This is a genomic window from Bradyrhizobium sp. Kon58 (assembly GCF_055807455.1).
The window spans coordinates 20112-45155 of sequence record NZ_JBVVOT010000013.1 but is presented as its reverse complement, the minus strand read 5'-3'; the positions used below and the strand labels follow the sequence as shown (position 1 = coordinate 45155).

General features: G+C 61.1%; 17 protein-coding genes and 3 pseudogenes. 8 read left to right on the top strand and 12 right to left on the bottom strand.

All coding sequences use genetic code 11. From position 1 onward, the window contains the following. The first annotated feature begins 290 nt into the window (after positions 1 to 290). Both AC0L20_RS21510 and AC0L20_RS21505 read left to right on the top strand, forming a co-directional pair. Complete coding sequence (locus AC0L20_RS21510) at positions 291 to 1346, top strand: LysR family transcriptional regulator (protein ID WP_473291904.1); 1056 nt, start codon at positions 291 to 293, stop codon at positions 1344 to 1346. A gap of 99 nt (positions 1347 to 1445) precedes the next feature. Next, the gene (locus tag AC0L20_RS21505) at positions 1446 to 2846 is read left to right on the top strand and encodes an aspartate ammonia-lyase (RefSeq protein ID WP_317245406.1); all 1401 of its coding nucleotides are present in this window, start codon (positions 1446 to 1448) and stop codon (positions 2844 to 2846) included. A gap of 841 nt (positions 2847 to 3687) precedes the next feature. Here the strand turns inward: AC0L20_RS21505 and AC0L20_RS21500 are convergent. After that, positions 3688 to 3957: a hypothetical protein gene (locus tag AC0L20_RS21500; protein ID WP_438743030.1), complete on the bottom strand. Its 270-nt coding sequence runs from the start codon at positions 3955 to 3957 to the stop codon at positions 3688 to 3690. On the opposite strand from AC0L20_RS21500, the pseudogene AC0L20_RS21495 reads away from it, so the two are divergent. Beyond that, positions 3922 to 4325, top strand: a pseudogene (locus AC0L20_RS21495) (IS630 family transposase); the annotation flags it as partial. The gene AC0L20_RS21500 and the pseudogene AC0L20_RS21495 sit on opposite strands and share 36 nt — an antisense overlap. Before the next feature lie 86 nt (positions 4326 to 4411). Here AC0L20_RS21495 and AC0L20_RS21490 read toward each other — a convergent pair. Continuing rightward, entirely contained in the window at positions 4412 to 5782 is a 1371-nt protein-coding gene (locus tag AC0L20_RS21490) for an MATE family efflux transporter (protein WP_473291896.1), read from the bottom strand. Between the two features lie 754 nt (positions 5783 to 6536). Between AC0L20_RS21490 and queD the strand changes: the two genes are divergently transcribed. After that, complete coding sequence (queD, locus tag AC0L20_RS21485; RefSeq protein ID WP_085361592.1) at positions 6537 to 6899, top strand: 6-carboxytetrahydropterin synthase QueD; 363 nt, start codon at positions 6537 to 6539, stop codon at positions 6897 to 6899. 1375 nt (positions 6900 to 8274) lie between these two features. On the opposite strand, the gene AC0L20_RS21480 is transcribed toward queD, so the two are convergent. Continuing rightward, positions 8275 to 11379 (bottom strand): efflux RND transporter permease subunit, encoded by a 3105-nt coding sequence (locus AC0L20_RS21480; protein WP_473291893.1) that lies wholly within the window; start codon positions 11377 to 11379, stop codon positions 8275 to 8277. A 451-nt stretch (positions 11380 to 11830) separates the two neighbouring features. After that, a complete protein-coding gene (locus AC0L20_RS21475; RefSeq protein WP_473291891.1) occupies positions 11831 to 12226 on the bottom strand; it encodes a hypothetical protein in 396 nt (131 codons plus the stop codon). Between the two features lie 628 nt (positions 12227 to 12854). On the opposite strand from AC0L20_RS21475, the pseudogene AC0L20_RS21470 reads away from it, so the two are divergent. Then, a pseudogene (locus AC0L20_RS21470) lies at positions 12855 to 13015 on the top strand (IS256 family transposase); the annotation flags it as partial. A 736-nt stretch (positions 13016 to 13751) separates the two neighbouring features. Further along, complete coding sequence (locus AC0L20_RS21465; RefSeq protein ID WP_473291887.1) at positions 13752 to 15455, top strand: recombinase family protein; 1704 nt, start codon at positions 13752 to 13754, stop codon at positions 15453 to 15455. Here AC0L20_RS21465 and AC0L20_RS21460 read toward each other — a convergent pair. From AC0L20_RS21460 to AC0L20_RS21430, 7 genes and pseudogenes are all read right to left on the bottom strand, one after another. After that, positions 15437 to 15517: pseudogene (locus AC0L20_RS21460) on the bottom strand (acyl-CoA thioester hydrolase); the annotation flags it as partial. The gene AC0L20_RS21465 and the pseudogene AC0L20_RS21460 overlap by 19 nt on opposite strands. 69 nt (positions 15518 to 15586) lie before the next feature. Beyond that, positions 15587 to 16504, bottom strand: coding sequence for a metallophosphoesterase (locus tag AC0L20_RS21455; protein WP_473291885.1), 918 nt, complete (start codon positions 16502 to 16504; stop codon positions 15587 to 15589). 129 nt (positions 16505 to 16633) lie between these two features. Then, positions 16634 to 17686, bottom strand: a complete 1053-nt coding sequence (gene ruvB / locus AC0L20_RS21450; RefSeq protein WP_354063120.1) for a Holliday junction branch migration DNA helicase RuvB — start codon at positions 17684 to 17686, stop codon at positions 16634 to 16636. Then, complete coding sequence (locus AC0L20_RS21445; protein WP_473291882.1) at positions 17683 to 18213, bottom strand: hypothetical protein; 531 nt, start codon at positions 18211 to 18213, stop codon at positions 17683 to 17685. Before AC0L20_RS21445 ends, ruvB begins: the two co-directional genes overlap by 4 nt. After that, the gene (ruvA, locus tag AC0L20_RS21440) at positions 18210 to 18827 is read right to left on the bottom strand and encodes a Holliday junction branch migration protein RuvA (protein WP_027515524.1); all 618 of its coding nucleotides are present in this window, start codon (positions 18825 to 18827) and stop codon (positions 18210 to 18212) included. Before ruvA ends, AC0L20_RS21445 begins: the two co-directional genes overlap by 4 nt. Further along, on the bottom strand, positions 18824 to 19351 hold the full coding sequence (gene ruvC / locus AC0L20_RS21435) for a crossover junction endodeoxyribonuclease RuvC (protein ID WP_473291880.1): 528 nt from the start codon (positions 19349 to 19351) through the stop codon (positions 18824 to 18826). The genes ruvA and ruvC overlap by 4 nt, the downstream gene beginning before the upstream one ends. A gap of 70 nt (positions 19352 to 19421) precedes the next feature. Beyond that, positions 19422 to 20168 carry a YebC/PmpR family DNA-binding transcriptional regulator gene (locus AC0L20_RS21430; RefSeq protein ID WP_473291877.1) on the bottom strand — a complete coding sequence of 249 codons (747 nt, stop codon included), beginning with the start codon at positions 20166 to 20168 and terminating at the stop codon, positions 19422 to 19424. Between the two features lie 206 nt (positions 20169 to 20374). On the opposite strand from AC0L20_RS21430, the gene AC0L20_RS21425 reads away from it, so the two are divergent. Next, positions 20375 to 22123 carry a methyl-accepting chemotaxis protein gene (locus tag AC0L20_RS21425; RefSeq protein WP_473291874.1) on the top strand — a complete coding sequence of 583 codons (1749 nt, stop codon included), beginning with the start codon at positions 20375 to 20377 and terminating at the stop codon, positions 22121 to 22123. Between the two features lie 109 nt (positions 22124 to 22232). Then, entirely contained in the window at positions 22233 to 23657 is a 1425-nt protein-coding gene (locus tag AC0L20_RS21420; protein WP_473291871.1) for a methyl-accepting chemotaxis protein, read from the top strand. Between the two features lie 1096 nt (positions 23658 to 24753). On the opposite strand, the gene AC0L20_RS21415 is transcribed toward AC0L20_RS21420, so the two are convergent. Beyond that, the gene (locus tag AC0L20_RS21415; protein WP_473291869.1) at positions 24754 to 25017 is read right to left on the bottom strand and encodes a hypothetical protein; all 264 of its coding nucleotides are present in this window, start codon (positions 25015 to 25017) and stop codon (positions 24754 to 24756) included. Positions 25018 to 25044: the final 27 nt, after the last annotated feature.

The following is a 25044-nucleotide window of genomic DNA, read 5'->3' as shown; positions in this document are numbered from 1 at the left end:
AATTGGGTGGCGACCTGGCCAGGGCCGCCGATCCGCCACCCGGAAATGTTGTCATTTGGCGCGGACTCTCCAGACACACCGGATCGAACTCTGCGCCGAAATTGGAGCGGTTGGAAATGTCGATAAATGAAGTGTCATCGAACAGTTCCACCGCTGCGGCTTTGGAATCGGCTGTTTGCGCAGTAAGCGCGAGTTTCCGGTGCGCCAACCTGTCGAGTAGATTGACTCGCCGCAACTGAGAAAACGGACTAGTGGCACACCCGATAAAAATCCATTAGCGTAGGCTTCCTATGTTTAGTTTGCCTGATTTGCGTGTACTGGAAGTCGCGGCCGTCGTCATCGAAGAGGGCAGCATGAGCGCGGCCGGCCTCAGACTTGGCATCACTCAATCGGCCGTTTCACAAGCGATGAAGCGCGCGGAGGCGCATATTGGCGCATCCCTCGTCCGTCGCGATCGTCGTCCCCTTGGGCCCACGGAGGCGGGGCAAGCTCTGCTCACCCACATGCGTGAGATAACCCTGCGCGTCGGACGAGCTGTCGAGGAAATGCGGGCCGCCGCAGCGCGTCCCGAACGCGAGGACCTTCGGCTCGGGATGATCGACACGTTCGCGTCCACAGTGGGAGCACTGTTGGTCCGCAGCCTCATGGCGGGTTCAATCGCGCTTCGCGTGAGCGCGTATTCGGGGCTGGTACCCGCGCACGCCGAGGCATTGATGCGCAACGAGATCGATGCAGCTGTCACATCGGATCCAATGGAGGGCGTTGACGAAGTTACCCGCTTACCCCTATTGCGCGAGCCATTCCTCCTGGTAGCACCGATTGCCTGGGCGGATACTCTTCGCGATCGTCCACTGGACGACCTACTCCTCGAGCACCGACTTATCCGCTACACCGCGCGTTCGCACATGGGAACGCAAATTGAACGTCATCTCCGGCGTCTAAGGATAGAGCATCCGCAGACGATGTCGTTCGACACGTCGGACTCGCTGCTCTCGATGGTCGCCAATGGCATAGGCGTGGCGATTACAACACCCCTGTGCATATTGCAGGCTGCCGTCCATCGACCGGCGCTCGAAGTCATGCCATTGCCGGCGACCGGCCTCTCGCGCACGATCGCGTTGGTGACTAAGCAAGGCGGATTAGGCACGTTGGCTGCGCGAATAGCGGATGATACTTGTGTGCTCCTGCGGAACTGGACCTTGCCCCAGATCGCGGCTCAAATTCCCTGGATGGCTCGTTCCGTCGGCAGCATCGTGTTGGATCCGCTCGCTCACGAGGACGCCGCCTGCCGGTGCGTTGCGGGTGGCTCCACCCGGACTCTCGACGAACAGTATAACCCTAATTAATCATACTTATTAGCCTTCATAACATCTCCGATCTTAGCTTTAACTCTCACCCGTCTTCGGAGAGAGTTGTTTGCGTAGCGTCCGACCCCGGGATCAGAGATGTCAGCGACTCGCACCGAAATAGACAGTCTAGGAACGCGCGAGCTGCCGCTGCGCGCCCTGTACGGCTTGGCCTCCCTGCGTGGAAGCGAGAACTTCGACATCTCACTCCAGAAGCTCGGTGATCAGCCGGCACTTCTTCGGGCACTAGCGCGCATCAAGCGCGCTGCCGCGGCGGCGAACCGTGAGCTCGGAGCCCTCGACGCCAAAGTAGCAGGAGCACTAATCGCAGCTGCGGACGAGGTCATTGCTGGTAAACACGATGGGCAGTTTATCATCGATTTGCTCGAAGGCTCCGGCGGTACATCGATCAACATGAACATGAACGAGGTTCTGGCGAACCGGGCCCTGCAAATTGTCGGTGAAAAGCCCGGTCGGTACGACGTGATCCATCCAAATGATCACGTGAACCTATGCCAGTCGACGAACGATGTGCTGCCCTCGGCGCTCAAGTTGGCGGCGCACGAAAAGTCCGGCGATCTGGTGGGTGCGCTGGACCAGGTGGCGGCCGCTCTTTCGGAGCGGGCCATTGTATTCGCTGACGTATTGCGCGTCGGCCGCACATGCATGCAGGCCGCCCAGCCGATGACGCTCGGTCAGGCGTTCGGCGGTTACGCATCAGCGATCAAGCGGCTCTCCTTGAAGCTGTCCGTGGCGCGCCAGGAATTGATGGTGCTTCCCCTCGGAGGCACTGCGATTGGCACCGGGCTCGGAGCAGTGCCGGGCTATCGCCGTGCCGTTTATGGACATCTTGCGGCGATCTTGGGCCACGCGGTACGCCCAGGCGACGACATGTTCGATGCCATGCAGAACGCCGACGCCTTCGCACGCGTGTCGTCGGAAATCCGCATCGCAGCAGAGGTAATGGCGAAAATCGCCTCTGACCTGATCATCCTTTCCTCTGGGCCAAATACGGGGCTTGGCGAATTGCGGTTGCCCGCTCTCCAGCCCGGTTCTTCGATCATGCCAGGTAAACTCAATCCAGTCCTGCCGATGATGATCCAGCAAGTTGCGTTCGCTATCGTGGGCAACGACGCCGCAGTATCTCTCTCAGCGTTGAGCGGCCAACTCGAAATCAATCACTTCGAGCCAGTCATCGCCTCGCGCCTCTTCGATTCGATCGAGCTTTTGACGCGATCGGCCAGAATATTTGCCGACCAATGCATCTCGGGGATCCGGGCAGACCGGGAACGGTCGCTCAGCAACTTGATGCAATCTTCGGCTCTTGCGACCGTGTTCGTACCGCGCCTTGGTTATGAACAGGTATCGACACTTGTGCTTACAGCCGCTGAGCAAATGCGGCCCTTCATCGAAATCGCGATCGACCGCGGACTTCTGAACCGTAGCGCGGTTTTGCAGATGCTGCACGAGAGCACCCGTTATCGCGAGAATGCCGCATGAGCCGCGATTCTGCACTTGCCCTTGTACGCGAAGGGCTCACGAGCATGCCGCGAGTCGATGCACAACGCCAGAGGATCAACCTACGAAGGTCATGCCACAGCCAACTCGCCATCGCCCTGTCTCCAACCCGATGCGGCGGATGAGACGATGCGCCGCGATCGAGAGGCCGCTTGTCCATAGGTCAGTGCTCCGGCCTCTCTTCAAGTCGTGCTTATACGGACGCGCCTGGCCGTAGTGCCAGGGGCAGTGATCGGCAAAGTCAGCAAACACGTAAGACATCGTCGATAACGTATTCTAACTATTCGCGTGGGGCCGTCCTGGCCTCCGCCAATCTTCACATCCTGTTCGGCCGGTAGCCCGATCAAGATGTGCAAGTTCTCCGATAGCTGGTTACGGCCTGATTCACCTGATGATACATTCACGAGGCGTGATCGAGTCCCGCAGGTTCGAACACTGGCCCAACATTTTTTCGTTCGTTCGCTGCCGTATTCAAGACGGCACTGAGGCACGCGAAATCCATCCGATGCCGAGAGGCAGCTGCGCGCGTCAGAATCTCATCCGTCGTATCGACTGGGCCCAGCTGAAGTTTCCCCACTCCTAGACGTTGTTTATGTCGTATGCGACATTCGGTTTGAGTATAAGGTAAGGTCAATCAAGATGCTCTGGCTGTAGGCCTTGTCGATGACCGTGCCAGTGTTTACCTGGTTTGTAGCAAAAGTTAGCATCACCTTTTGTATTGGCGCCATTGCATTTAGCTGCTTGCCATAGAGTAGCAAAGCGCAAAGGGGGTTCGCATTTCCATTCACCAATTCGGAAACACCGCATGTTACTGGTGTGATAGTCAGCTCTCGATTGAGATCACCCCCGCTTCACGGCCGACCACATTGCCACTGCCTTGGGGCGCTTCGACTTCCAGCCTTTCGCCGATATCAATGCCGTAAGAGCTGACGCCCTTAATTTGGCCGTTAGGGCGCGCAATCGGGCCGCCAAGCAGTTTGGAGTGGCGATCAGCACGGCGATCGGCTGGATGAAGCGGGTCGATGAGACCGGCAGCGTTGCTCGGGGCCAGATGGGTTGGAAAACCATTACCTTTCTGGCGGCCCTGCGCCATGACCGGATCGATGCGCCATGGTTCATCGAGGGACCAATCATGGCGTGAGCTTCCGGATCTATGTGGAGAAGGTTCTCCTGCCGACCCTTCGGCCCGGCGACATCGTCGTCCCGGACAATCTCGGCAGCCACAAAAGCAAAGCCGTGCGCCAGCTCATCCGCTTCGCCGGAGCAAAGCTCTTCTTCCTGCCAAAATACTCACCCGACCTGAACCCCATCGAACGAGTCTTTGCCAAACTCAAGCATCTGCTCCGCAAGGCAGCCGCACGAACCGTCGATGCGGTCTGCGCCGCCATCGGCGAACTCCTTTATGCATTTACACCCGAAGAATGCGCCAACTACCTCAAAAACTCAGGCTATCGAAGCTAGTCCCATCACGCTTTAACGGCGAGCCTCCCAGGAGGCTAGCGCCCAATGATCTGTGCCTCGATCATATCCTTTCTCAGCTCAAGCCGCTATCCCGATCGCTCTTGAGGACCGTGGCGGAGCGCTCGTCTGAGCTCGCCGAACTGGTTGAACATGACGATGAGAGCGATTATTCCGGCGCCAAGCTCTGCGAGCGCTTGACTGGCTAACAGTCCGTTAAAACCCGCTACCAGCGGGAATAACAGTACGGCCGGTATGAAGAGATACCCCTGCCTGGCCAAGGACACAATTGCACTGAGGCGCGCTCTCCCAAATGACTGAAGCATTGCCGTCACGAAACTCTGCACCCCAAACAGTCCAAAGAAGAGATGGAACACGATGCAGGTCGAGACGGCAATTTCGGTGACGTACTCGTTATCGCTAAATAGGCTCACTAAAGGCCTTGCAAAAATCACAACGGCCGCAGAATACAGCACCGAGAATGCGATCGTCACGAAGAGCATGAACTTCGCAGCCCTCAATATATGAGCATAGTCGCGTGCGCCCCAACCGAAACCCAGGATAGCTTGAGCGCCAATACAGAACCCGGTGATAGGCAGTGCGCCGACCATCAAGATACGCACAGCTATTCCAACCGCGGCGATGGAATCGTCGCCGAACGGCGCAGCAGCTCCGTACAAGAGCATAACGGCAAGAGCAGATAAGATACTCGTCATTGTCGCCGGCGCGCCTACCAACGCGAGCTGTCTGATGCGGTCTGCTCGCAATGATATGTGAGATATCCTGACGAGAACCGTCCCGCCAAGCTTCGTAAAATACGCGATATACAGTCCGACAGCAGAGATCTGAGACACCAGCGTTGCGAGGGCTGCGCCTCGCACGCCAAGGTCAAGTGAAAATATGAAGACGGGATCAAGCACAGCGTTCAGGATAAACGCGGTCATCATCACCCACATGCTAAATCGTGTATAGCCTTCGGCTCTTACAATGAACCCGCTGACGGTATTTAGTAGCATCGGGGTGCACCCCAACAAAACCGTTCCCGCGTAGTCGAGCGCCACGGGCATGATGGTTGGGGTTGCTCCGAGCGTTGCAAATATCCCTGGCAGATTTGGAAGCAGAGTGAGGGTGACTATGATACCGATCGGAGCGGCGAGCGCGAGTGCCGTGCTTGCGCCTCGACTCGCTTCTAGGTACTCACGAGCGCCCAGATGACGAGATATGAACGACGCTGCTCCAACACCGATCCCCTGTCCGGCTGCGGCGAGCAGGACCACGATCGGCAAGGTCATGCTAACAGCTGCGATCGCCTGCGCGCCTAGGGCGCCAACAAAGATCGCGTTGACGACCTGCTGCAGCGCATGGATCGATAATCCAACAACAGACGGAATGGCGAGCCGCAGGATAAGACTCAAGAGATTCTGGTCCGATAGATTGACGTGCTGTTTTTTCTTTGGCATCACATTACGCTTGCTGTCGAGGGCGAATTCTGTATTCGGTCCATTCACGGACGAGTGAATTTTTCCAAATTCGACGATGGCGTACTCAGCGCAATCCTCTCTGGATCTGCTCTGGCACGCCGTGATCGCCTGGATAGGTTGACGTTTTCAAAGCTGATTTTTGCCTGGGCATACGCCTCCCGTCAGTTGTAGCGAATACTGACTGAGGTGTTCGAGGGTAGCCCCCAGGTTCTGCTAGTCATATTGTGCCGTTCCGCCCTTTGGTTGAGCATCGTGCCGGTTGCGTTCACTTCTCGGGATGATGATCGGCGGGGAAACGCGGCCAGACCCTAGAGCCTCAAGTTGGTTTTGGCATCTACCGGATCTTGTAGTAGACGCTCCATCATCTGCATGGCACAAGCAATGAACGTGCTCAGAACCACTGTGGTGGTTCGATGATGTCCTGCAATCTTTACACGATATCGGGTTCCTCAGCGCGATCGAGACGAACGGCAGGCTGCCGGCCCCGGCCAGCGTGGTGACTGGATTTGCGTCAGTAAATCGCGCCGCGCTGGCCGTCACTCGCGGACACGAACTGAAAATTCGTGTGGCCGCAACCGGCAGCCTGCCTGACCGGTTCGATGAGCGTGGCTTGAACAATTTCTGCTTCGATCGAAAGACCGCCCTGACGCCGTCGAGCGGCGGGCTATCTCGGACTGCCTGGCTCAGCCGAAATGGCGGCTCAGCGTGCAGTCCCACAAACACTCGGCATCACATGAAGATATCCCAAGCATTTAAGTTCGAGGCAGCGCACCGACTTCCAAACGTCCCGCAGACACATCGCTGTCATCGGGTGCATGGTCATTCCTATCGCGTCGAGGTCGTGCTGAACGGGGCCGTCGATCCGCACACCGGATTCGTAATGGATTTCTTCAACATGGAGGAAGCGTTTGGCCTTCTTATAAAGAAGCTCGATCACCATTGCCTGAACGACGTCCCGGGACTGGAAAATCCGACGGCGGAAAATATCGCCATCTGGATCTGGGAGCACGCGAAACCGCGCCTCGCCCAACTCTCGAGCGTGAGGGTGTACGAGACGACGGATAGTTGGGCGGAATATGACGGGCCCGATCGCTGAATTCAGCGCTGATTTGGGACTGTGTCGATGCGGCGCGCCTGTCGTTCTTCGGCTCAGAAGCGGACTTGCTCGATCTGCGATTCGGCTCTTCATCCGCCACGCCCGCGGCCAGATTTCCGCGCTCACAGAAGAGCCCTTGGATCCGACCGGAGCGCCCGGTTTGGCTATGAGGACACCCATCACGTGACCGCATTCGAAAAGCTTCCGGCCAAACGATTCGGAATCTCGCGTTGTGCTAACCGCGGAACGATCAGAGCGATTCGTCCTCAGGAGCGAATTCGATGCTGATTGTACCGGCGAGACGACCCGCCATTCCGGACGCTGCGGCTGGGCGACTTGGTGCTGCAGCAGGTCGGCGCTAGCCGCCAATGCGAGGAGCACGGGTTGATGCAAGATCGCGCAAGCCCGCATGTGCGCGAGCGTGCCATAGACATCGCCGCCAATACCCCCCGTTCGACACTTCGACGGGCGAAGCCTCAATTGAAGCTGGCGAGGTGCCGGACTCGAGCGTCCGCGCTGACTGGTCACGGATGCATCCCTTGGCCGACTGGTTATTTCCACCCAACCAATAGCTGCGGACGTAAACCGGGCGAACAGCTGTCCACAGGAACCGATGCCTCGCCCCGCCGCATCCGATAGAGTGCAGTCAGGCCCGCACCGACCGCGGGTTCATCCCGGGAGCCTCCGATCCCCAAAACCTTAGCCGAAATGGCGGCCGCGCTCGAGTAATCGCCGGACTATCGCGTCTTGGCCGGCTCGTTTCGCGCCCAAAATTGGCGGGGATTGAATTTCTTGGCAACTATCCTAAGCCTGCAGCAAATCAGCGGTCTCTTTTCAGACAGCAATTGCAGCGCGGTCAGGAAGTGAATAATTCTCCACCAAGAACCAATTGAAAAATGGGTACGCCACCCATTCGGGGAACATGGATTCTGTCCCTGTCCCGGGCGACGTCAATCCTGCGAGTTATGCTGCCGTGATGTCCGGCAACTCACGTGGCGGTGGCCTGCTCGGTCAGGTAACAACAGCATCCGCCTGTCGGAGCAGAAACGGATCCGCGACGCGCTCTTCGCCGAACACATGATTCCCCCAAGCTTCGCACCACCGGTTTGAAGCTCCGGACGCGCAAGGGACCGTGAAACCCTCCCAGGCATCCGTCGCTCACCACATCTGCACAATGAAGCGGCCGTATTTGGTCGCGATGTAGTCCTTCACCTCGGGCAAGCAGTAGATTGAGACGAAGCGCAGCAGCCGCGGATCATCCTTCCTGTCCGCCGCCATGAACTGCAGGCACCCAGTGCGATCAAGTTACCGCGGTCGGCGAGCAGCGCCGCTACGCTAGCGGCGCGATCGAGCAAACCCGAGTTGATCGTTAGGATCATCGCTTGGCCAGGTGGGCATCGGATGCTCCGATGAAGGCGAGCTCGGCGGCGTTCTGGACGTGATCGGAACTCGCGTCGGCGCGGTGATCCGACGCGATCGCGACATAGAGCGCCGGCAGCACGAAAAGCGTGAACAGCGTGCCGATGGACATGCCCGCGACGACCACGAGCCCGATCGAGAAGCGGCTCGCGGCGCCAGCACCCGTTGCGGTCAACAAAGGTAAGAGGCCCGTGACCATCGCCGCAGTGGTCATCAAGATTGGGCGGAGGCGGACGCGCGCCGCCATCTCGATGGCCGAGCGGGAATCGAGTCTCTCCTTGAGCTGCAGCTGATTGGCGAACTGGACCATCAGAATACCGTGCTTGGATATCAGCCCAGCCAATGTCAACAGTCCGATTTGGGTGTAGATGTTCATCGTCGCCAAGCCAAAGAATAGCGGGATTAAGGCGCCGGCGATTGCCATGGGAACGCTGAACATAATGATGAGGGGATCGCGCAGACTTTCGAACTGCGCCGCAAGCACCAAGAAAATGACGATGAGTGCAAACGCAAAGGTGATGACTAGTTTGTTACCCTCCTGCACATATTGACGGGCGTCCCCGAGGAAGTCGTGACTGAACTCTGCGGGCAGTTTCATTGCCTCGACGTCGAGGAAGTCCACAGCCTGACCGATCGTGACGCCGGGCATCGGTACGGCTTGGAAGGTCGCGGAGTTGAGCTGGTTGTAGTGGGTGAGTGCGTTCGGATTGGTCGCAGTCTCGATGGAGACCACGGTCGATAGCGGCAGCATCGAGCCCGCCGCTGTCTTGACATAATAGCTCCCAAGTGATTCCGGCGTCAGGCGTTTCTCGCGCGGCACCTGCGGGATCACTTCGTAGGAGCGGCCCTGCAGGTTGAAGCGATTGACGTAGTTTCCGCCAAGGAGGGTCGCGAGCGCGCTACCGACGTTCTGCATGGTGATGCCAAGGTCGCTCGCCTTGGATCGATCGACCTTGATTCGCACCCCCGGCTGGTTGAACTCAAGGTCAGAGTCGCTGACTATGAACAGACCGCTCTTGCGCGCGGCATCCTTCAGCTCCGACATCTGCTCGTAGATGTACTGGAAACCGAGCGTCGACTTGATCACCATCTGCACTGGTAAGCCGCCCGAACCGCCCGGAAGCGGCGGCAAGCTAAAGGCAAATGCGTTGATGCCTTCCAGTTTGGACAGCTCGGCCTGGACCAGCGATTTCAGCGCGATCGATGAGCGCTTGCGCTCGGCCCAAGGCTTAAGCAACATCCCGGCCATGCCGCCCTGCGGACCGCTGATGCCGTTGAGCACGAAGCGAAAATCCGTCTCGGGAAACTTCTGGAGTGCCTTGTCGAGCTTGGCGCCGTAATAATCCAGGTAATCAATATTGGCGTATTTCGGCGCTTTTGTCAGTGCGAATACGATGCCCTGATCCTCCTCGGGTGCGAGTTCCTTGGAAGTGTGCATATACAGAAAGGCGACGAGGCCCAGCATGGTCAGCGCAAACAGCCCGGTAATCGGGCGATAGTCGAGCGAGCGGTCGAGCTTGCGGCCGTACCAGCGCGTCATGGCGCTGAACACACGATTCACAAACTTTGCAAACCGCCCCTCTTCAGCGCTCTTCAGGAAGACCGCGCACATCATGGGCGACAGCGTCAACGCGATCACGCCCGACACGATCACCGAACCCGCCAGTGTAAACGCGAATTCGCGGAACAGCGCGCCGGTGAGGCCGCCGAGAAAGCCGATGGGCGCGTACACGGCGGCCAACGTAATCGTCATGGAGAGGACGGGGCCGACGATCTCGCCCGCGCCGTTCGTAGCGGCCTGCGCGGGCGACGCACCTTCTTCCATATGGCGATGAACGTTCTCCACCACGACAATTGCGTCATCAACCACAAGACCGATCGCAAGCACCATCGCAAGGAGGGTCAGCAGATTGAATGAGAACCCCAGCGCCAGCATCATACTGCAGACGCCAATAATGGACAGCGGAATGGTGACGACCGGAATGATGACAGACCGCAAGGAGGCCAGGAACAGGAAGATCACCAACACCACGATCGCGACCGCCTCAAGGAGCGTCTTCTCCACCTCGTCTATCGATGATTGGATGAACTTGGTGGAGTCGTAGGCCACTTCCATCTTCAGCGATGGCGGCAGGCTGCGCTTCATTTCTGGAAGCAGTGCCCGAACGCCTCGCGCTATGTTCAGTGGATTACCTTCTGGGCTCGCCTGCACGGCGACGAAGATAGCGTGTTCGCCGTTCATCGCGACGCTGGCGTTTGTGCTCTGCGCCGCAAGCTCGACTGTCGCGATGTCCTCCATGCGCACAAAGCCGCCGTCATTGGCTTTGACGATCATGCGCTTGAATTCATCAACACTCCGCAGATCAGTGTTGACCGTGACGTCGGAGAGAGTGAAATAGCCCTTAGTCTGGCCGGCCGCAGCCTGGAAGTTGTTGGCCGCGATTGCAGCAGAAACATCAGCTGGCGACACGCCGTGGCCCGCCATTCTCGCGGGATCGAGCCATAACCGCATCGCAAAACTCTGGCCGCCGAGGATGTCTGCCGCTGCGACGCCGTCTACAGTTGACATAATCGGTTGCACCACGCGCGAGAGATAGTCGGAGATCGCGCTGGCCGTCAGTTCTTCGCTGGAGAAGGCGATATACATGACAGCTGTGGTCTGACCGGCAGATTTGGTGACGACCGGATCGTTCGATTCCTTTGGGATTAAATATTTGACCGAGTTGACCTTGGAGAGCACTTCAGTGAGCGCCTCGTTGGGCTCGAAATTGAGCTTGATATAGACCTGGATCGTCGAGGCACCGAGCACCGAGGAGGACGTAATGTAATCAACGCCTTCGGCCGAAGCGAGCGCTTGCTCAAGGGGCGTGGTGATGAACCCCTGGATCATGTCGGCGGAGGCGCCAGGATAAGAGGTAGTGATATTGACGACCGTGTTGGTCAGCTTAGGATACTGCCGGATTGGCAAAACGGTGGCCGCACCAATGCCGGTCAGCAGGATCAGGAGACTGACGACGATAGACAATATAGGACGTTTGATGAAGAGCTCGGTAAATGCCATCGCGATGCTCGCATTCAAGAGACTGACGGAAATTCGCCAGTAAGCCAGGCTACAGCAACAGTCATCAACGCGGCGACTGTGGCTAGGGGCACCTTCTCAGGGTATAGCCCCATGTTTCTCTTAAGCTAGCAACCGCCCCGGGGGGCCGGCTCGAACCAGTAGAGCTGAGCCTCTGGGCAAAGCCGCAGACAATGTAAAGAGTCAGCTCCGTCGTAGCAGCCGATGTCCAAGATCACTGGGTCTTGCTTCTGGAGGGAGCACACAATGTGCTGATGGACCTCCAACGCGGAAGTGGGCTGACGTATTTCCATTTAACCTCGTCCCACGCCTCAATGGCAGCAATGCCTTGCAGCACACTTATCAACTCAGCTTAGGATTTCGCGCCGCCCCACCCTTCGGACGGTCCAGCTTCGACGCTGAAACTACAGACAAGCCGACGGGCAGCTCAACTCTACAGAGGTAAGCGGGGGATATAGAACGGGTTGCATAACCTATACCAACGTTTGTCGACGAGCGACGCCCGCATGAGCCGCGCGAGACTTGTGATGTTGCTCGAGAGCACAGGCGTTTCCCTTCGGTCTTGTGCTTCACGATGAACCGGCCATCTCGGGTCCGCCCGTAAGTAAGTGAATCCCAGGAAGGCGAAGGTCTCGGCCACCGCTCGCTGCGCGGCTGACGCGGGAGGGCCGCGAACCGCGCCAAACTCGATCAACGGGTTTTGTCCGCATGGAGCGCCGGCCAGTCGCGCATTGAGGGCCAAGAGCATTTCCTGGGCATCTGCCTTGCTCTCGAAGCCGATGACGAAGTCGTGCGCAAAGCGCACGGTCACAACGCGACCGCGCTGCATGGCGACCGCTCCAGTGGTCGACCCAGCGATCGAGGAGGTAATGCAGGAAGATGTTGGAAAGGAGCGGACTGATCCTGCCCTTTGCGGCGTGTGTCTTGCTTCTCGCCGCTCTCACGAACGCCAGCTCGCAGCCGCATCTCGATGAGCTGCAGGATACGAGGATCGGCAATCCTGTGCGCCACCATCCGCAGCAGCCACTCGTGGTCGACCGAATCGAAGACACTGGATATGTCATGATAGCCGGATCGAGGGCATCAAGCTCCATCTGAGGATCCCGCCCCGGCCGGGAGCCGTAGGAGAACCCGAGGAATTCGAGCTCATAGGCGGCGCTCAACACCTCGGCCACCGCGCTTTGGACGATCTTGTCCTCTAGCGGCCGGCACACCGAGAGGCCGCCTACCCCCGTCGGGTTGGGGATGTAGACGCGCCGCACCGGCTGTAGCCGGTAGGGACAGTGTGGACCCGTGCGCAGAGATCGCGGATTGGTCCGTGAGCCCCTCTTCGTACTTTGCCTCCCTTATCCCATCGACCTCCGCGCCGGCCTGCGGGCTTTTGTCGTCGAAACGCCCGAAGCAGAGCGTCTTTCTCGATGTGGTGCAGCAAGGCTGTGAACCGGTTTGGACATATGGTCGGCATGTTCCCCAACGAGGAGGCCATGGTTCGCCTCATTGGAGTGGTCCTGCTCGAACAGAACGACAATGGGCCGTCCAGCGCGCCCGTTACATGACGCTAGAAATCATCGCGCCTTTGAGCGATGATTCGAGCGTCAGCCTTCCGGCCGCCAGCTGACCGGCCCGGCCCTCTTGCCGGCCAACCGGTTGCCCGAGCGCCAGTTACAGCATGCTGAGGAACACGAGTATTTCTGACAGTGCTTTTCGCGCCCTACTGCGGAGCTCACGAAGACGCGATTGCTGGCTCTTGGAGCCTCGACGCAAGATCGAACAAGCGGAATAAGAAAAGACCCAATCATCGAAGGGTCCTTGGGGTCGGACCACCGCGTCTGGGCTGAACGTTACAGTTCGCCGGGGCTCTGCGGCAGCCACTACAATATGTGGGGAACCGAGGACGGCTCCTACGCACCGGGCACCCGCACCCGCACCCGCACCCGATAACAAACTTACGCCGCCGCCAGTATTTTTACTCCGCTTTGCTTAGCATTTCTGCTCTGGACTACGCGCCTCATCGCCAGGAATGCCCTCACGCACGCTGCGGCACTTGACGAATTTCATTTTCATTCGACGCTGCCGAAGCCAGCATGAGGGACGCGTTGCGAGTAATCGCTGCGGCTTGGCCGTAGCGCAGCGCGGAAATTTACGCTAGCTTCCGCTCGCGAGTTTGCAAATGCCTACCCGCATCCGATCTTTCCGAAGACAACGAGCGACCATTCGACCGCTTGCCCCCTCCCATCCTCAGAGCTGGGATAATCCGGACAATGAGGAAATCTGGTTTGAGTTGGCGCGCGCCATCGGCCGTCAGATCGCACGGGATGAAAATCATGGCTCGGGGCAGCCGATAGAGGACCGGCATGACGACACCGTCATCGAAGAAAACGGCCGTAATATACGCGCGCTATTCGAGCGACATGCAAAAGGCGAGCTCGATTGACGGTCAGCTGTTACTCTGCCGCAAGGTCGCATTGCGCAACAACCTCGATGTCGTCGGCGAGTTTGTGGATGCCGCAAAATCTGGTCTTACCGAAGGTGCGCGGGACGGCTATCAGCGCTTGCTCAGCGGTGTGCGAAGCCGGCAGTTTGACGTAGTCGTCGTTGAGCATTTCGACCGCTTGTCGCGCGATCCCGCAACCATCCAGCGTCTCAAGCAGGTTTTCGAGTTCAACGGCGTTGAGCTGATGGATCAGAAAGGAGTCTACGCGACCGCCACTGACATTAGCATCGCAAGTCTGTACAACACGATTTACAAGCCGCAGCTCGCCGAAAAGGTTCGGCGCGGCCATGACAACGCTGTTGCGAACGGAAGAATTCCGGGCTCATACGCCTATGGTTATCGGCCAAGGCCGGGCGCGCCCGGCGAGCGCGTAATCGATGAGAACGAAGCAAAGATTGTGCTCCGCATCTTCAAAGAATATGCAGCGGGCCGCTCGACCCGAACTATCGCCGCTGACCTCACCCGCGAAGGTGTGCCCTCACCAGGGGCAACTCGTCACAAGAACAAGGCGGGTCGCACCACCTGGAACCATCAGTGCATCACAGGCGGTCGGCATGGTCGCGGCATTATCGGCAACGAACTCTACATCGGCGAGATACATTGGAACGTTCGCTCGACAATTCTTAACCCAGAGACGCAGAAGAAACAGAAGCGCCGCAATCCAGCTGAACGCCACATTATCGTCAAAAAGCCAGAGCTGCGGATCGTTCCGCAAGGGCTCTGGGATCTAGCGCAGAAGGTTCGTAGGGTGCGCGCGGTGTCTATGTTCGGACCGACTGGCCAGCCGCGGCGTCGCGCCGTGAGTCCGCGCAACAATGAGCACCCGCTTGCCGGTGTGCTCCGGTGTGGCGTCTGCAATGGCCATATGCGAATCGCTCAATCCTCGCGTAACGGTGCGCCGCGCGCGGCATGCGCGAGCGCGCATCAGCGGGGCACCTGCGAGCACACCCGTAGCTTTGATATGGACGTTCTGCTCGAGGATGCTTCCGAAAAAATCCAGGTGAAATTGCTTTCGCCGAAAGCCATTGAAGAGGCGATGCGTACTTGGAAGGAGGAGCGCAAAAACGATCGGAACAATGGTAGCGAACACAATAAGCTAGAGCGTCGACGCCGCGTATTGACTACCGAGATCGAACGCCTCTCTTATGCCATCGCAAATAGCCGCCGCAAGCCGGACGAATTGCTCAAGCGGATCGATGAGTGCGACCTGGAGCGGGAAAGCGTTGAAGAGCGCTTGCGGCTGCTCGGCGGTGGCGGCGAAAATATAGTTGGCTTCGATCGCCCGAAATTCAGTGACCGATACTCCTCGGAGGTTAGAAGGCTTATCACCGCGCTCAAAATCAATCCGAAGGCGATCGAAACTCGCATTGCCTTCCGCAACTTGATTGAATGCATAGTAGTGCATCCGGTTCGCAAGCGGATGCCCTACGAATATACGCCCTACCTGAACAGCTCCGCGCTTTGCGGAAAGAACCTTTTTTCCGAAAACCGCAGCAAGGAGCGAGAGATAAGCACGTTTGCATACTACGACAATGGCAAGTCAGGGAAATCCGTGTCCTCGTAGTAGACGCGAACCTGCATATGGTGGCGGCCGTCGCGGATCTCGCCGTCGAGATGAGCTGTCACGTCACGAGCCTCTTCGCATTTCGGTAGCCAGCCCGTTTTGCGCAAAAACGGCCGGCTGCGCAAGCGTGGCTAGACGACCACCGGCCCCCGCCCCAGCATCACTTCGACGATCTCCGGCGGCACGCCGACGCGGACCGGCATGATGCTGCAACCGAGGCCGCCGGAGATGATGACGTCGCATTTCAGCCGGACATGGCCATAGGCGAGCCGGATGCCGTGCTGCGGCGGAACCGCTGGCGACCAGCCGAGCAGGCGGACCTGGCCGCCATGGGTGTGGCCGGACAGTTGCAGCGCGACGCGGGCGGGCACGCGCGGCGCGATATTGGGCTCATGCGCGAGCAGGATGATCGGCGCATCGTCGGTGACCTTGGCGAGCGTCACGTTGAGATCGTCGGCGCCGAAGCGTCCCGTGCTCCGGAAGCGCCGCGCCGGCAGAAAGGCGAGCTGATCGCCGAGGCCGGCGAGCCAGAACGAGCGGCCGTCCTTGGTGAGCCGCACGACGTCGTTCTCGTAAACAGGAATGCCGGCCGCCTCCAGCGCGCGATGCGCAACCGTCGGCCCGTGGCCAGCCTGCTGCACGGTCCTGTCCGCCCAATAATCATGATTGCCCATGACGGCATGGACGCCGAGCGGCGCTTTCAGGCCGGCCAGCACCTTGGCCCATTCGCTCGCAGGAATGATGCGCGTGACCTGGTGCAGGCCGGCGACATAGTCGCCGAGCAGCACGATGATATCCGCGTTCAGCGCATTGGTGCGATCGACGATGGCCTCGATCCGCTCCAGCGACATCCAGGGATCGCAGGCATGGATGTCGGCGATCACGGCGATCTTCAGCGGGAAATCCGCCGGCCATTGCCGCGGGGTTGGATGATAGCGGGTGACCCGAAGCCGCAGCATCGGCTCGACTCCGACGCCATAGGCCGCGGTCGAGACGCCGAGGGCGGACAGGCCGCCAATGGAACGGAAGAAATGACGACGCGTGATCATGGCAGCCCGATCGTGATGCAGCTTCTTGATCCGACCCTATTGGAGCGGAAATGGGGTGCGTTTGTGCAGACCCTCTGCACGAGATCACCGGAAATTCATGACGGCGCAAGCAGGCTGCACTTGCGCAGATCAGTCGTCGCTCTCGTCGGTCCCGAACAGGCCGAACTGTGCCGCCGCATCGCGCGAGGGCTCGCTGATGCCGAGATGGCGAAAGGCGTGCGAGGTGAGCAGGCGGCCGCGCGGGGTCCGCTGCAGATAGCCGCATTGGATCAGATAGGGCTCGATGATGTCTTCGATCGCATCGCGCGGCTCCGACAATGCAGCGGCCATCGTCTCGACGCCGACCGGGCCGCCGCCATAGTTCTGCGCGATGGTCGTGAGGTAGCGGCGGTCCATCGCGTCGAGGCCGGCGGCGTCGACCTCGAGCGCGCTCAGCGCGTGATCGGCAATCTTGCGATCGATCCTGTCGGCATCGGCCGCCGAAGCAAAATCGCGCACGCGGCGCAACAGCCGGCCGGCGATACGCGGCGTCCCACGGGCGCGTCGCGCGATCTCGTTGGCGCCATCCGCGCTCATGCCGACGTTGAGCACGCGTGCGCCACGGGTGACGATGCTCTCAAGCTCTTCGATCGTGTAGAAATTCAACCGGATCGGAATGCCGAAACGATCGCGTAACGGATTGGTGAGAAGGCCGGCCCGCGTGGTGGCGCCGACAAGGGTGAATTTCGACAGCTCGATCTTGACCGAACGCGCCGCCGGGCCTTCGCCGATGATGAGGTCGAGCTGGAAGTCCTCCATCGCGGGATAGAGCACCTCTTCCACCGCCGGGCTCAGGCGATGGATCTCGTCGATGAACAGCACGTCGCGCTCTTCGAGATTGGTGAGGAGTGCCGCGAGATCGCCGGCCTTGGCGATCACCGGGCCTGACGTGGCGCGAAAGCCGACGCCGAGCTCCTTGGCCACGATCTGCGCCAGCGTGGTCTTGCCGAGGCCGGGCGGACCGACGAACAGCACGTGATCCAGCGCCTCGCCGCGCTTGCGCGCCGCCTCGATGAAGATGGACAGATTCTTGCGCGCCTGCTGCTGGCCGACGAAGTCCGACAGCGATTGCGGGCGCAGCGCAGTGTCGCCGACATCATCGCTGCGGCGCTCCGGGGTGACCATGCGGGGGGGCGTGCTCATGCGGGCAGGATAACACGGTGCAGCGGTTTCGCGAGCCACCAGCACAGGCTGGCCGGGATGACAGCAACGATGGCGAGCATGGCGGAAAGCTTCAGCGCCTCAGGCGCGGAACTAACACTTGGCAATATCACTGCGGAGGTTTCGGCGGGCACAACGAACATGCCAAACCCGACGAAGCCGGCGGCGGCCACGGCCGCGGCGAGCCACGCCATCCAGATCATGTTGAGGTCGGCGTAGACCGCGGCCAGCGCGAAGATCAAGCCGGCTGCGACTGCGGGAAGGAACGAGGCGAGAATCGTGGCGATGGCCAGCAGCACGATCGCGATCGAAATCAGGGTGCGCAGTGCCTCCAGCTCGAGGAGCGCGAGAAACATCTGCAGCACCGCGGCACCGAGCGTCGTCACCATCACCGAAACCAGCGCGGCGACCGTCAGCGGCCCCACAACGGAGAAGATCACGACGATACCGGCCACGCGCGAAAGGCGACGAAAAAGAACGGCGACGGGATTGGCGCGGGCCGCACTCACTTCGACAGCTCCTTCAGGCCCAGCCGGATGAGCTGCGCGGTCTCGGCGCTCTCGCCCGCGCTGCGCGAGGCCGATGCGATCGCCGCCGCCGCCTGCGGCTGGCCGTAGCCGAGATTGACCAGCGCGGAGATCGCGTCCGCCACGGGTCGCGGCGCGCGCTGGTCGTCGACGGCACCGGCGAGGTGCACGACCGCCGGGTCGACATTGGCGAAGGCCGGTGCCTTGTCCTTCAATTCGGTGACGATGCGCTCCGCGACCTTGGGGCCGACACCGGGCGTGCGCGCCACCGCAGCCTTGTCGCGCAACGCGATGGCGTTGGCGAGGTCGGACGGCTGCAGCGTGCCGAGCACTGCGAGCGCGACCTTGGCGCCGACGCCCTGCACGGTCTGGAGCAGGCGAAACCATTCGCGCTCCTGGTCGCTGCGGAAGCCGAACAGTTTGATCTGGTCCTCGCGAACATAGGTCTCGATCGACAGCACGGCGGCCTCGCCCGGCGAGGGCAGATGCTGCAGCGTGCGCGTCGAGCAATGCACCTGATAACCGACACCGCCGACGTCGAGGATGACGAAATCCTCGCCGTAGGAATCGATCAGGCCCTTGAGCTTGCCGATCATAAGCCTGCCACCTTCAGCCGGAGCGCGGTGCTCTGGCGATGATGGGCATGGGTGATGGCGATGGCGAGCGCGTCGGCGGCGTCGGCGGACGGCGGATCGGCCTTGGGCAGCAAGATCTTGAGCATCATCGCGATCTGCTGCTTGTCGGCGTGGCCGGCGCCGACCACCGTCTTCTTCACCTGGTTCGGCGCGTATTCGGCAACGCTGATGCCGAACATCGCGGGCGCGAGCATGGCGACGCCGCGGGCTTGGCCGAGCTTCAGCGTCGCGACGCCGTCCTTGTTGACGAAAGTCTGTTCGACCGCGGCTTCCATCGGCTTGTGACCGGACAGGACAGCGGCCAGCCCCTCATGGATCGCGAGCAGCCGGCTCGCCAGCGGCAAATCGTCCGGCGGCTCCACCGAGCCACAGGCGATGTAGATCAGGCGGTTGCCCTCGGCCTCGATCACGCCCCAGCCGGTGCGGCGCAGGCCAGGGTCGATGCCGATGATGCGAACGGGGCCACGAATCGGGAGCGTCGTCATGGGCCAGTGATAGCGGCTGGCCGCCGTGGGGGAAACAGAAACAGAACGGAAGTAACAGGGGAAGTGGCCCCTACCCGCCCATCTTCGCCAGCAGCGCGTCCGAGACCTCGAAATTGGCGTAGACGTGCTGGACGTCGTCGTGCTCGTTGAGCAGGTCCATCAGCTTCAACAACTTCTCGCCGGTCTCGTCGTCCACCGCGACCGTGTTCTGCGGCTTCCAGATCAGCGCGGCCTTGCGCGGCTCGCCGAACTTGGCTTCCAGCGCCTTGGCGACGTCGCGATAGCCTTCGGTCGAGGCGTAGATCTCGTGGCCGCCTTCGCTCGAGATCACGTCGTCGGCGCCGGCCTCGATCGCGGCATCCAGCACCGCATCGTCGGAGGCGACGCTGCGGTCGTATTCGACGATGCCGGTGCGGTCGAACATGAAGGACACCGAGCCGGTTTCGCCAAGATTGCCGCCGGATTTGGTGAAGAAGGAGCGGATGTCGGAAGCCGCGCGGTTGCGGTTGTCGGTCAGCGCCTCGACGATGACGGCAACGCCGCCGGGTCCGTAACCCTCGTAGCGGATCTCGTCATAATTCTCGCCGTCGCTGCCGAGCGCCTTCTTGACGGCGCGCTCGATATTGTCCTTCGGCATGTTCTCCTGGCGCGCCGCGGTGATGGCCGCACGCAGGCGCGGGTTCATGTTGGGGTCGGGCGTCCCCAGCTTGGCCGCGACGGTGATTTCCCGCGCCAGCTTGCCGAACAGTTTCGACTTCTGGGCATCCTGCCGCCCCTTGCGGTGCATGATGTTCTTGAATTGGGAATGTCCGGCCATGCGTGATCTTCTCTAGGGGAATCGTGCGCCAAGGTGAGCGTGGGAAGCGCGGCCTTATAGGCCGCCACTCCCCTGGAAAGAAAGAGGCTCTACGACTTTAAGGTAACACCGTATGGGACCGTGCCTAGATGTCAGGCATCGTTAACCCTGATTTCATTCCAGGCTGCGAAAATAGCGTCTGACCGTCCCCCGACAAGAGAGACCTGATGGCGTTCGGACTATTTCGGAAGCGTCTGCCGGACATGGCTGCAACTGCGGCTGCCCCGCAGGCTGCACAGCCGGCGGCCCATTCCGAGCCTGACGCGGCCGTCGAAAGCGATTCGGCCAAGGAAATCCTGGAACTGCTGGAACTCGAGCTGGGCGCCATGATTCGCCAGCTCGAGCGCGCCGCCAATTCGGTGGCCGGCGGCGCCGAGGCGACTGCGACGACGCTTGCCGCCATTCGTGACCGCACCGACGCCCTCACCGACCGGACTAACGCCGCGCAATCGAACGCCTCCACCTTCGCCCATGCCGCCGACAAGTTCACCCAGTCGGCGCTGGGCATCGGGGCGCAGGTTCGCGAGGCCGGCAAGCTCGCCGACGAGGCCAGCGCCGCGGCGCAGGAAGCCCGCGCCAACGTCGATCGCTTGCGCGAATCCTCGGCCGCCATCGGCAACGTGGTCAACCTGATCGCACAGATCGCGCGGCAGACGACGCTGCTCGCGCTCAACTCGACCATCGAGGCCGCGCGCGCGGGCGCTGCGGGAAGAGGCTTTGCGGTCGTCGCCACCGAGGTCAAGGCACTCGCGGTGCAGACCCAGGGCGCGACGGAGGAGATCACCAAAAAGATCGACGCGCTGCAGCGCGACGCCGCCGGCTCCGCGGATGCGGTGCACCGCATCTCGCAGGCGATCGAGGCCATCCGTCCGGTCTTCGAGACCGTCAACGGCGCGGTCGCCGAACAGAACGCCACGACCAGCGAAGTCTCCGGCAACGCGACAAGCGCGTCGCAGTTCATCATCTCGGTCGGCGAAAGTGCAGCCGAGATCGATGCCGCGACCAAGGCGGCCGAGAGCCACGGCGAGAACGTCGCGAGCGCCGGCAAGGCCGTGACCGCCTTCGCACAGAAACTGAAATCGCGCTGTGCCGTGCTGCTGCGCCAGAGCGAGCACGACGACCGCCGCAAGACCGAGCGGCTGCCCTGCCATCTCAAGCTCGAAACCGCCCGCGGCGTGCTGCCGGTCTACGAGATATCGATGGACGGCGTGCTGATCGGCGGCGCGGATTCGGGTCGCCTGGCATCGCAAGCCATGATCGAAGGCACCCTCGAAGGCGTCGGCGCCTGCCGCCTGCGCGTGGTCGAGCAATCCAAGGCCGGCGCGCGCGCGCACTTCGTCAATCCCGATGCCGCGCTCCGCGAGAAGATCGAGGACCGGCTCTGGTCGATCCACGAAGAGAACACGGAATTCGTCACCCGTGCCATGGAGGCGGGTAACGCGCTGACCGCGATCTTCGAGCAGGCGGTTGCCCGCGGCGAGGTGAAGATCGACGACCTCTTCGACACTGACTATGCCGAAATCGCCGGAACCAATCCGCAGCAGTACCGCACCAAATATCTGGACTGGGCCGACCGCGCGCTGCCGGCGTTCCAGGAGGCCTTTCTGGCAAAGGACCCGCGCTTGGCGTTCTGCGCCATGGTCGATCGCAACGGCTTCCTGCCGGTGCACAACAGGATCTATTCGCATCCGCAGCGGCCGGGCGATGCCGCCTGGAACACGGCCAACAGCCGCAACCGGCGGATGTTCAACGATCCGGCGGGGTTGGCCGCCGCGCGCAACCTGCGCTCGTATCTGGTCCAGAGCTATGCGCGCGACATGGGCAACGGCAATACGGTGATGATGCGCGAGATCGACGTTCCGATCCGCGTGCAGGGCCGGCACTGGGGCGGATTCAGGACGGCCTACAAGCTCTAGTGCGCGCTCAGGCAAGACGCCAACGCGCGAATCACCTCTTAAGACCGGAATTGGAATGGGAATGCCGCGGAGAGCCGGCGAACGGCTCTGACTGGAGGACTCTCAAGACATGTCCGTCGTACAACTTGCAGTACTGGACACCGGCTCCAACCGAACGCTTGCCGAACGGCTGATCGATCAGCTCGCCGACCGCATCGGCGGCCTCGGCGTGGAACTCGCTGACATCGCCGGCAACGTCCAGGAAGTCGCCAGCCGCGTCGCGAACCAATCGGAACGGTTTCATCACCTCCAGGAAACCGCCGAGACCATGGTGTCGGCCAACCACGACATCGCCAATGCGTCGCAGGCGGTGCAAACGACCACGTCAGCGGCGGTCGGCGAGATCGCGCAGTCGCGCGGCGCAGTCGATGCCGCGGTGAGCCACATCTCCGAACTCGTTGCAGCGGTGGAGCGGATCGAGGCGCGGCTCAGCGCCGTCGGCTCCGCGCTGGCGCAAGTCGCAAAAGTGTCCGGCTCGATCGAGGCGATCGCGAAGCAGACCAACCTGCTCGCGCTCAACGCCACCATCGAGGCGGCGCGCGCCGGTAACGCCGGCCGCGGCTTCGCGGTGGTGGCAAGCGAGGTCAAGAACCTCGCGGAAGCCACCCGCCAGGCCACACACCAGATCTCCGACACCGTGCGCGATCTCGACGGCCAGATCGAAGGCCTGATCGGGGAGAGCAGCGATGCCTCGCAGCGCGCGAAGACGGCCGGCGAAGGCGCCCAGCGGATCTCCGGCATCATCTCGCGGGTCCAGCGGGGCTTCGCCTCGGTGGAAGCGGAGATCGGCAGCGTCACGCGCGCGGCGACTTCCAATCTCGGACATTGCGACACCGTCATCAGCGAGCTCAACGAGCTCGCCAGGGGCGTCGATCTCTCCTCGCGCGATCTCAAGAACGCCGATCAGCGCGTGACCAAATTGCTCGACACCTCCGAAGGCCTGATCGCATTGATCGCCGACAGCGGCGTCGAGACATCCGATGCGCCGCTGATCCGCGCCGTCGTCGAGACCGCCAAGCGGATCTCCGACGAGTTCGAAGCCGCCATCGGCCGCGGCGAGATCACGCTCGACCAGTTCATGGACCAGAACTACCGGGAAATCCCCGGCACCGATCCCAAACAATACAACACTGACTATGTCGACTTCACCGACCGCGTGCTGCCCGCGATCCAGGATCCGATTCAGAAGTCCGATCCCCGCATCGTGTTCTGCGTCGCCTGGGCCAAGGGCGGCTATCTGCCGACCCACAACCCGAACTACCGCCTGCCGCAGGGCAAGGACCCGGTCTGGAATAACGCCAATTGCCGCAACCGCCGCCTGTTCACCGATCGCGCGGTGCAGAAGGTCGCGGCCAACACCAAGCCGTTCCTGCTCCAGACCTATCGCCGCGACATGGGCGGCGGGCAGTTCGTGCTGATGAAGGACCTGTCCTCGCCGATCATGATCCGCGGCAAGCACTGGGGCGCCTTCCGGATGGGCTTTCGGCAGAGCTGACGGTCGTCGCAACGCGCTTGCGGCGGCGACGCATGGCCGCCTGAATCAAAAACCTCGAAAACAACCCCATGCACAGTAGCCGGGGCGAGCGGAATCAATGGCTTAAGCGCCTGATGATCGGTCGATTCAGGCGCCTCTGAAGCGCTTGCGCCGTCGGGCAAAACAGGCGTAGTATGCTATTATTCCGAAATCCTCCATCGCCTCCTCTTCTCCCCTTACGAGAGAAGCCGATTTCGATAGCCCCGCCCCGCTTTCGTGGACGGCGCTGCCGCGCGCCGTACGGCTTTCCGGGCCTACGCTGAGGTGGCCCGGTAGCTGTGCTTGGCAATGAACGGACTACTTCTTTTGCTCGTTGGTCGTCGTGGCGGCCGGGGTGCCGTCGCGAGCGTCCCGTCGCTCGTCGCGTCCTGTACGCCGTGCTTGCCGCCGCTCCGTGCGGCCGGCGCGGCGCTCCTGCCGCCGCTCTGTTCGCCCGCTGCGCCGCTCCTGGCGGCGTTCCGTACCCGACTTAGGCGCGTCTGCTGGCGGCGTGGCAGGCGCGGCGGCTGGCGCGGTGGTTTGAGCAACAGCCGCTGAGGTCGCAAAAATTGAGGACGAAGCCACAAGCCCAAACACCCCTGCGTATCCAAGGAAGGTGAGTGCGTTGCGACGACAGACCTGTTTCGGCTCCGAACGTACATTCATGTTCAGGCTCCCGGTTGCTGCCCCGTCAGAGCATGTCACCAGCGTCGGTGGCCTCCTTATTGATCTGGATCAACTTGGTTCGGTGCTTCAAGCCACGTTGGGATTTCGGTCGATGGGATCGCCACTCTCGGAAAGTGAGGGATGATAGTCCCTGCAGTGACGATCAGTCCGTCGTTAAATTTGGTTCGCGCAAAATCCTTAGCTGCCGCTTCGCTTTCAAACGTGTTCGTTAGACGCGGATGTCGCCGCCTTGACAGTGTGCCGTCCGGCGGCACTTCAAAAGTGACGTACCAAGTGTGTTTCATGCCCTAATGCCGCCCCGGCGGTACTAGTGCCTATCCCTGCCAGACCAAGAAAAGCCGCCACCGGGACGAAACGATGACGGCTTCTTGCTGGCTTGCGAAACCGGCCTTTACCGCCCGGCTCCAACGCGATTGACGCCACCATTCGCATTGCCACCGGCGTTGTGGCGGACTGCGGCGCGCGCCACCGGGCGCGGCCTGAGCACGACGCCTGCCCGGGCAACGCAACCCGCCGGATATTCTACGTACTGGCAGTAAATCACCGCCTTGGCTGGGGTTGGACTAAGCGACAGCGTTGCAAGCCCAAGCAGGCCGCTGGCGGCGATGCCCGCGACCGTCGCTGACTTGATCGAAAGAAGCTTTCTCGAATGCATGGCGGACCTCCCTTTTCGCACTTGCGT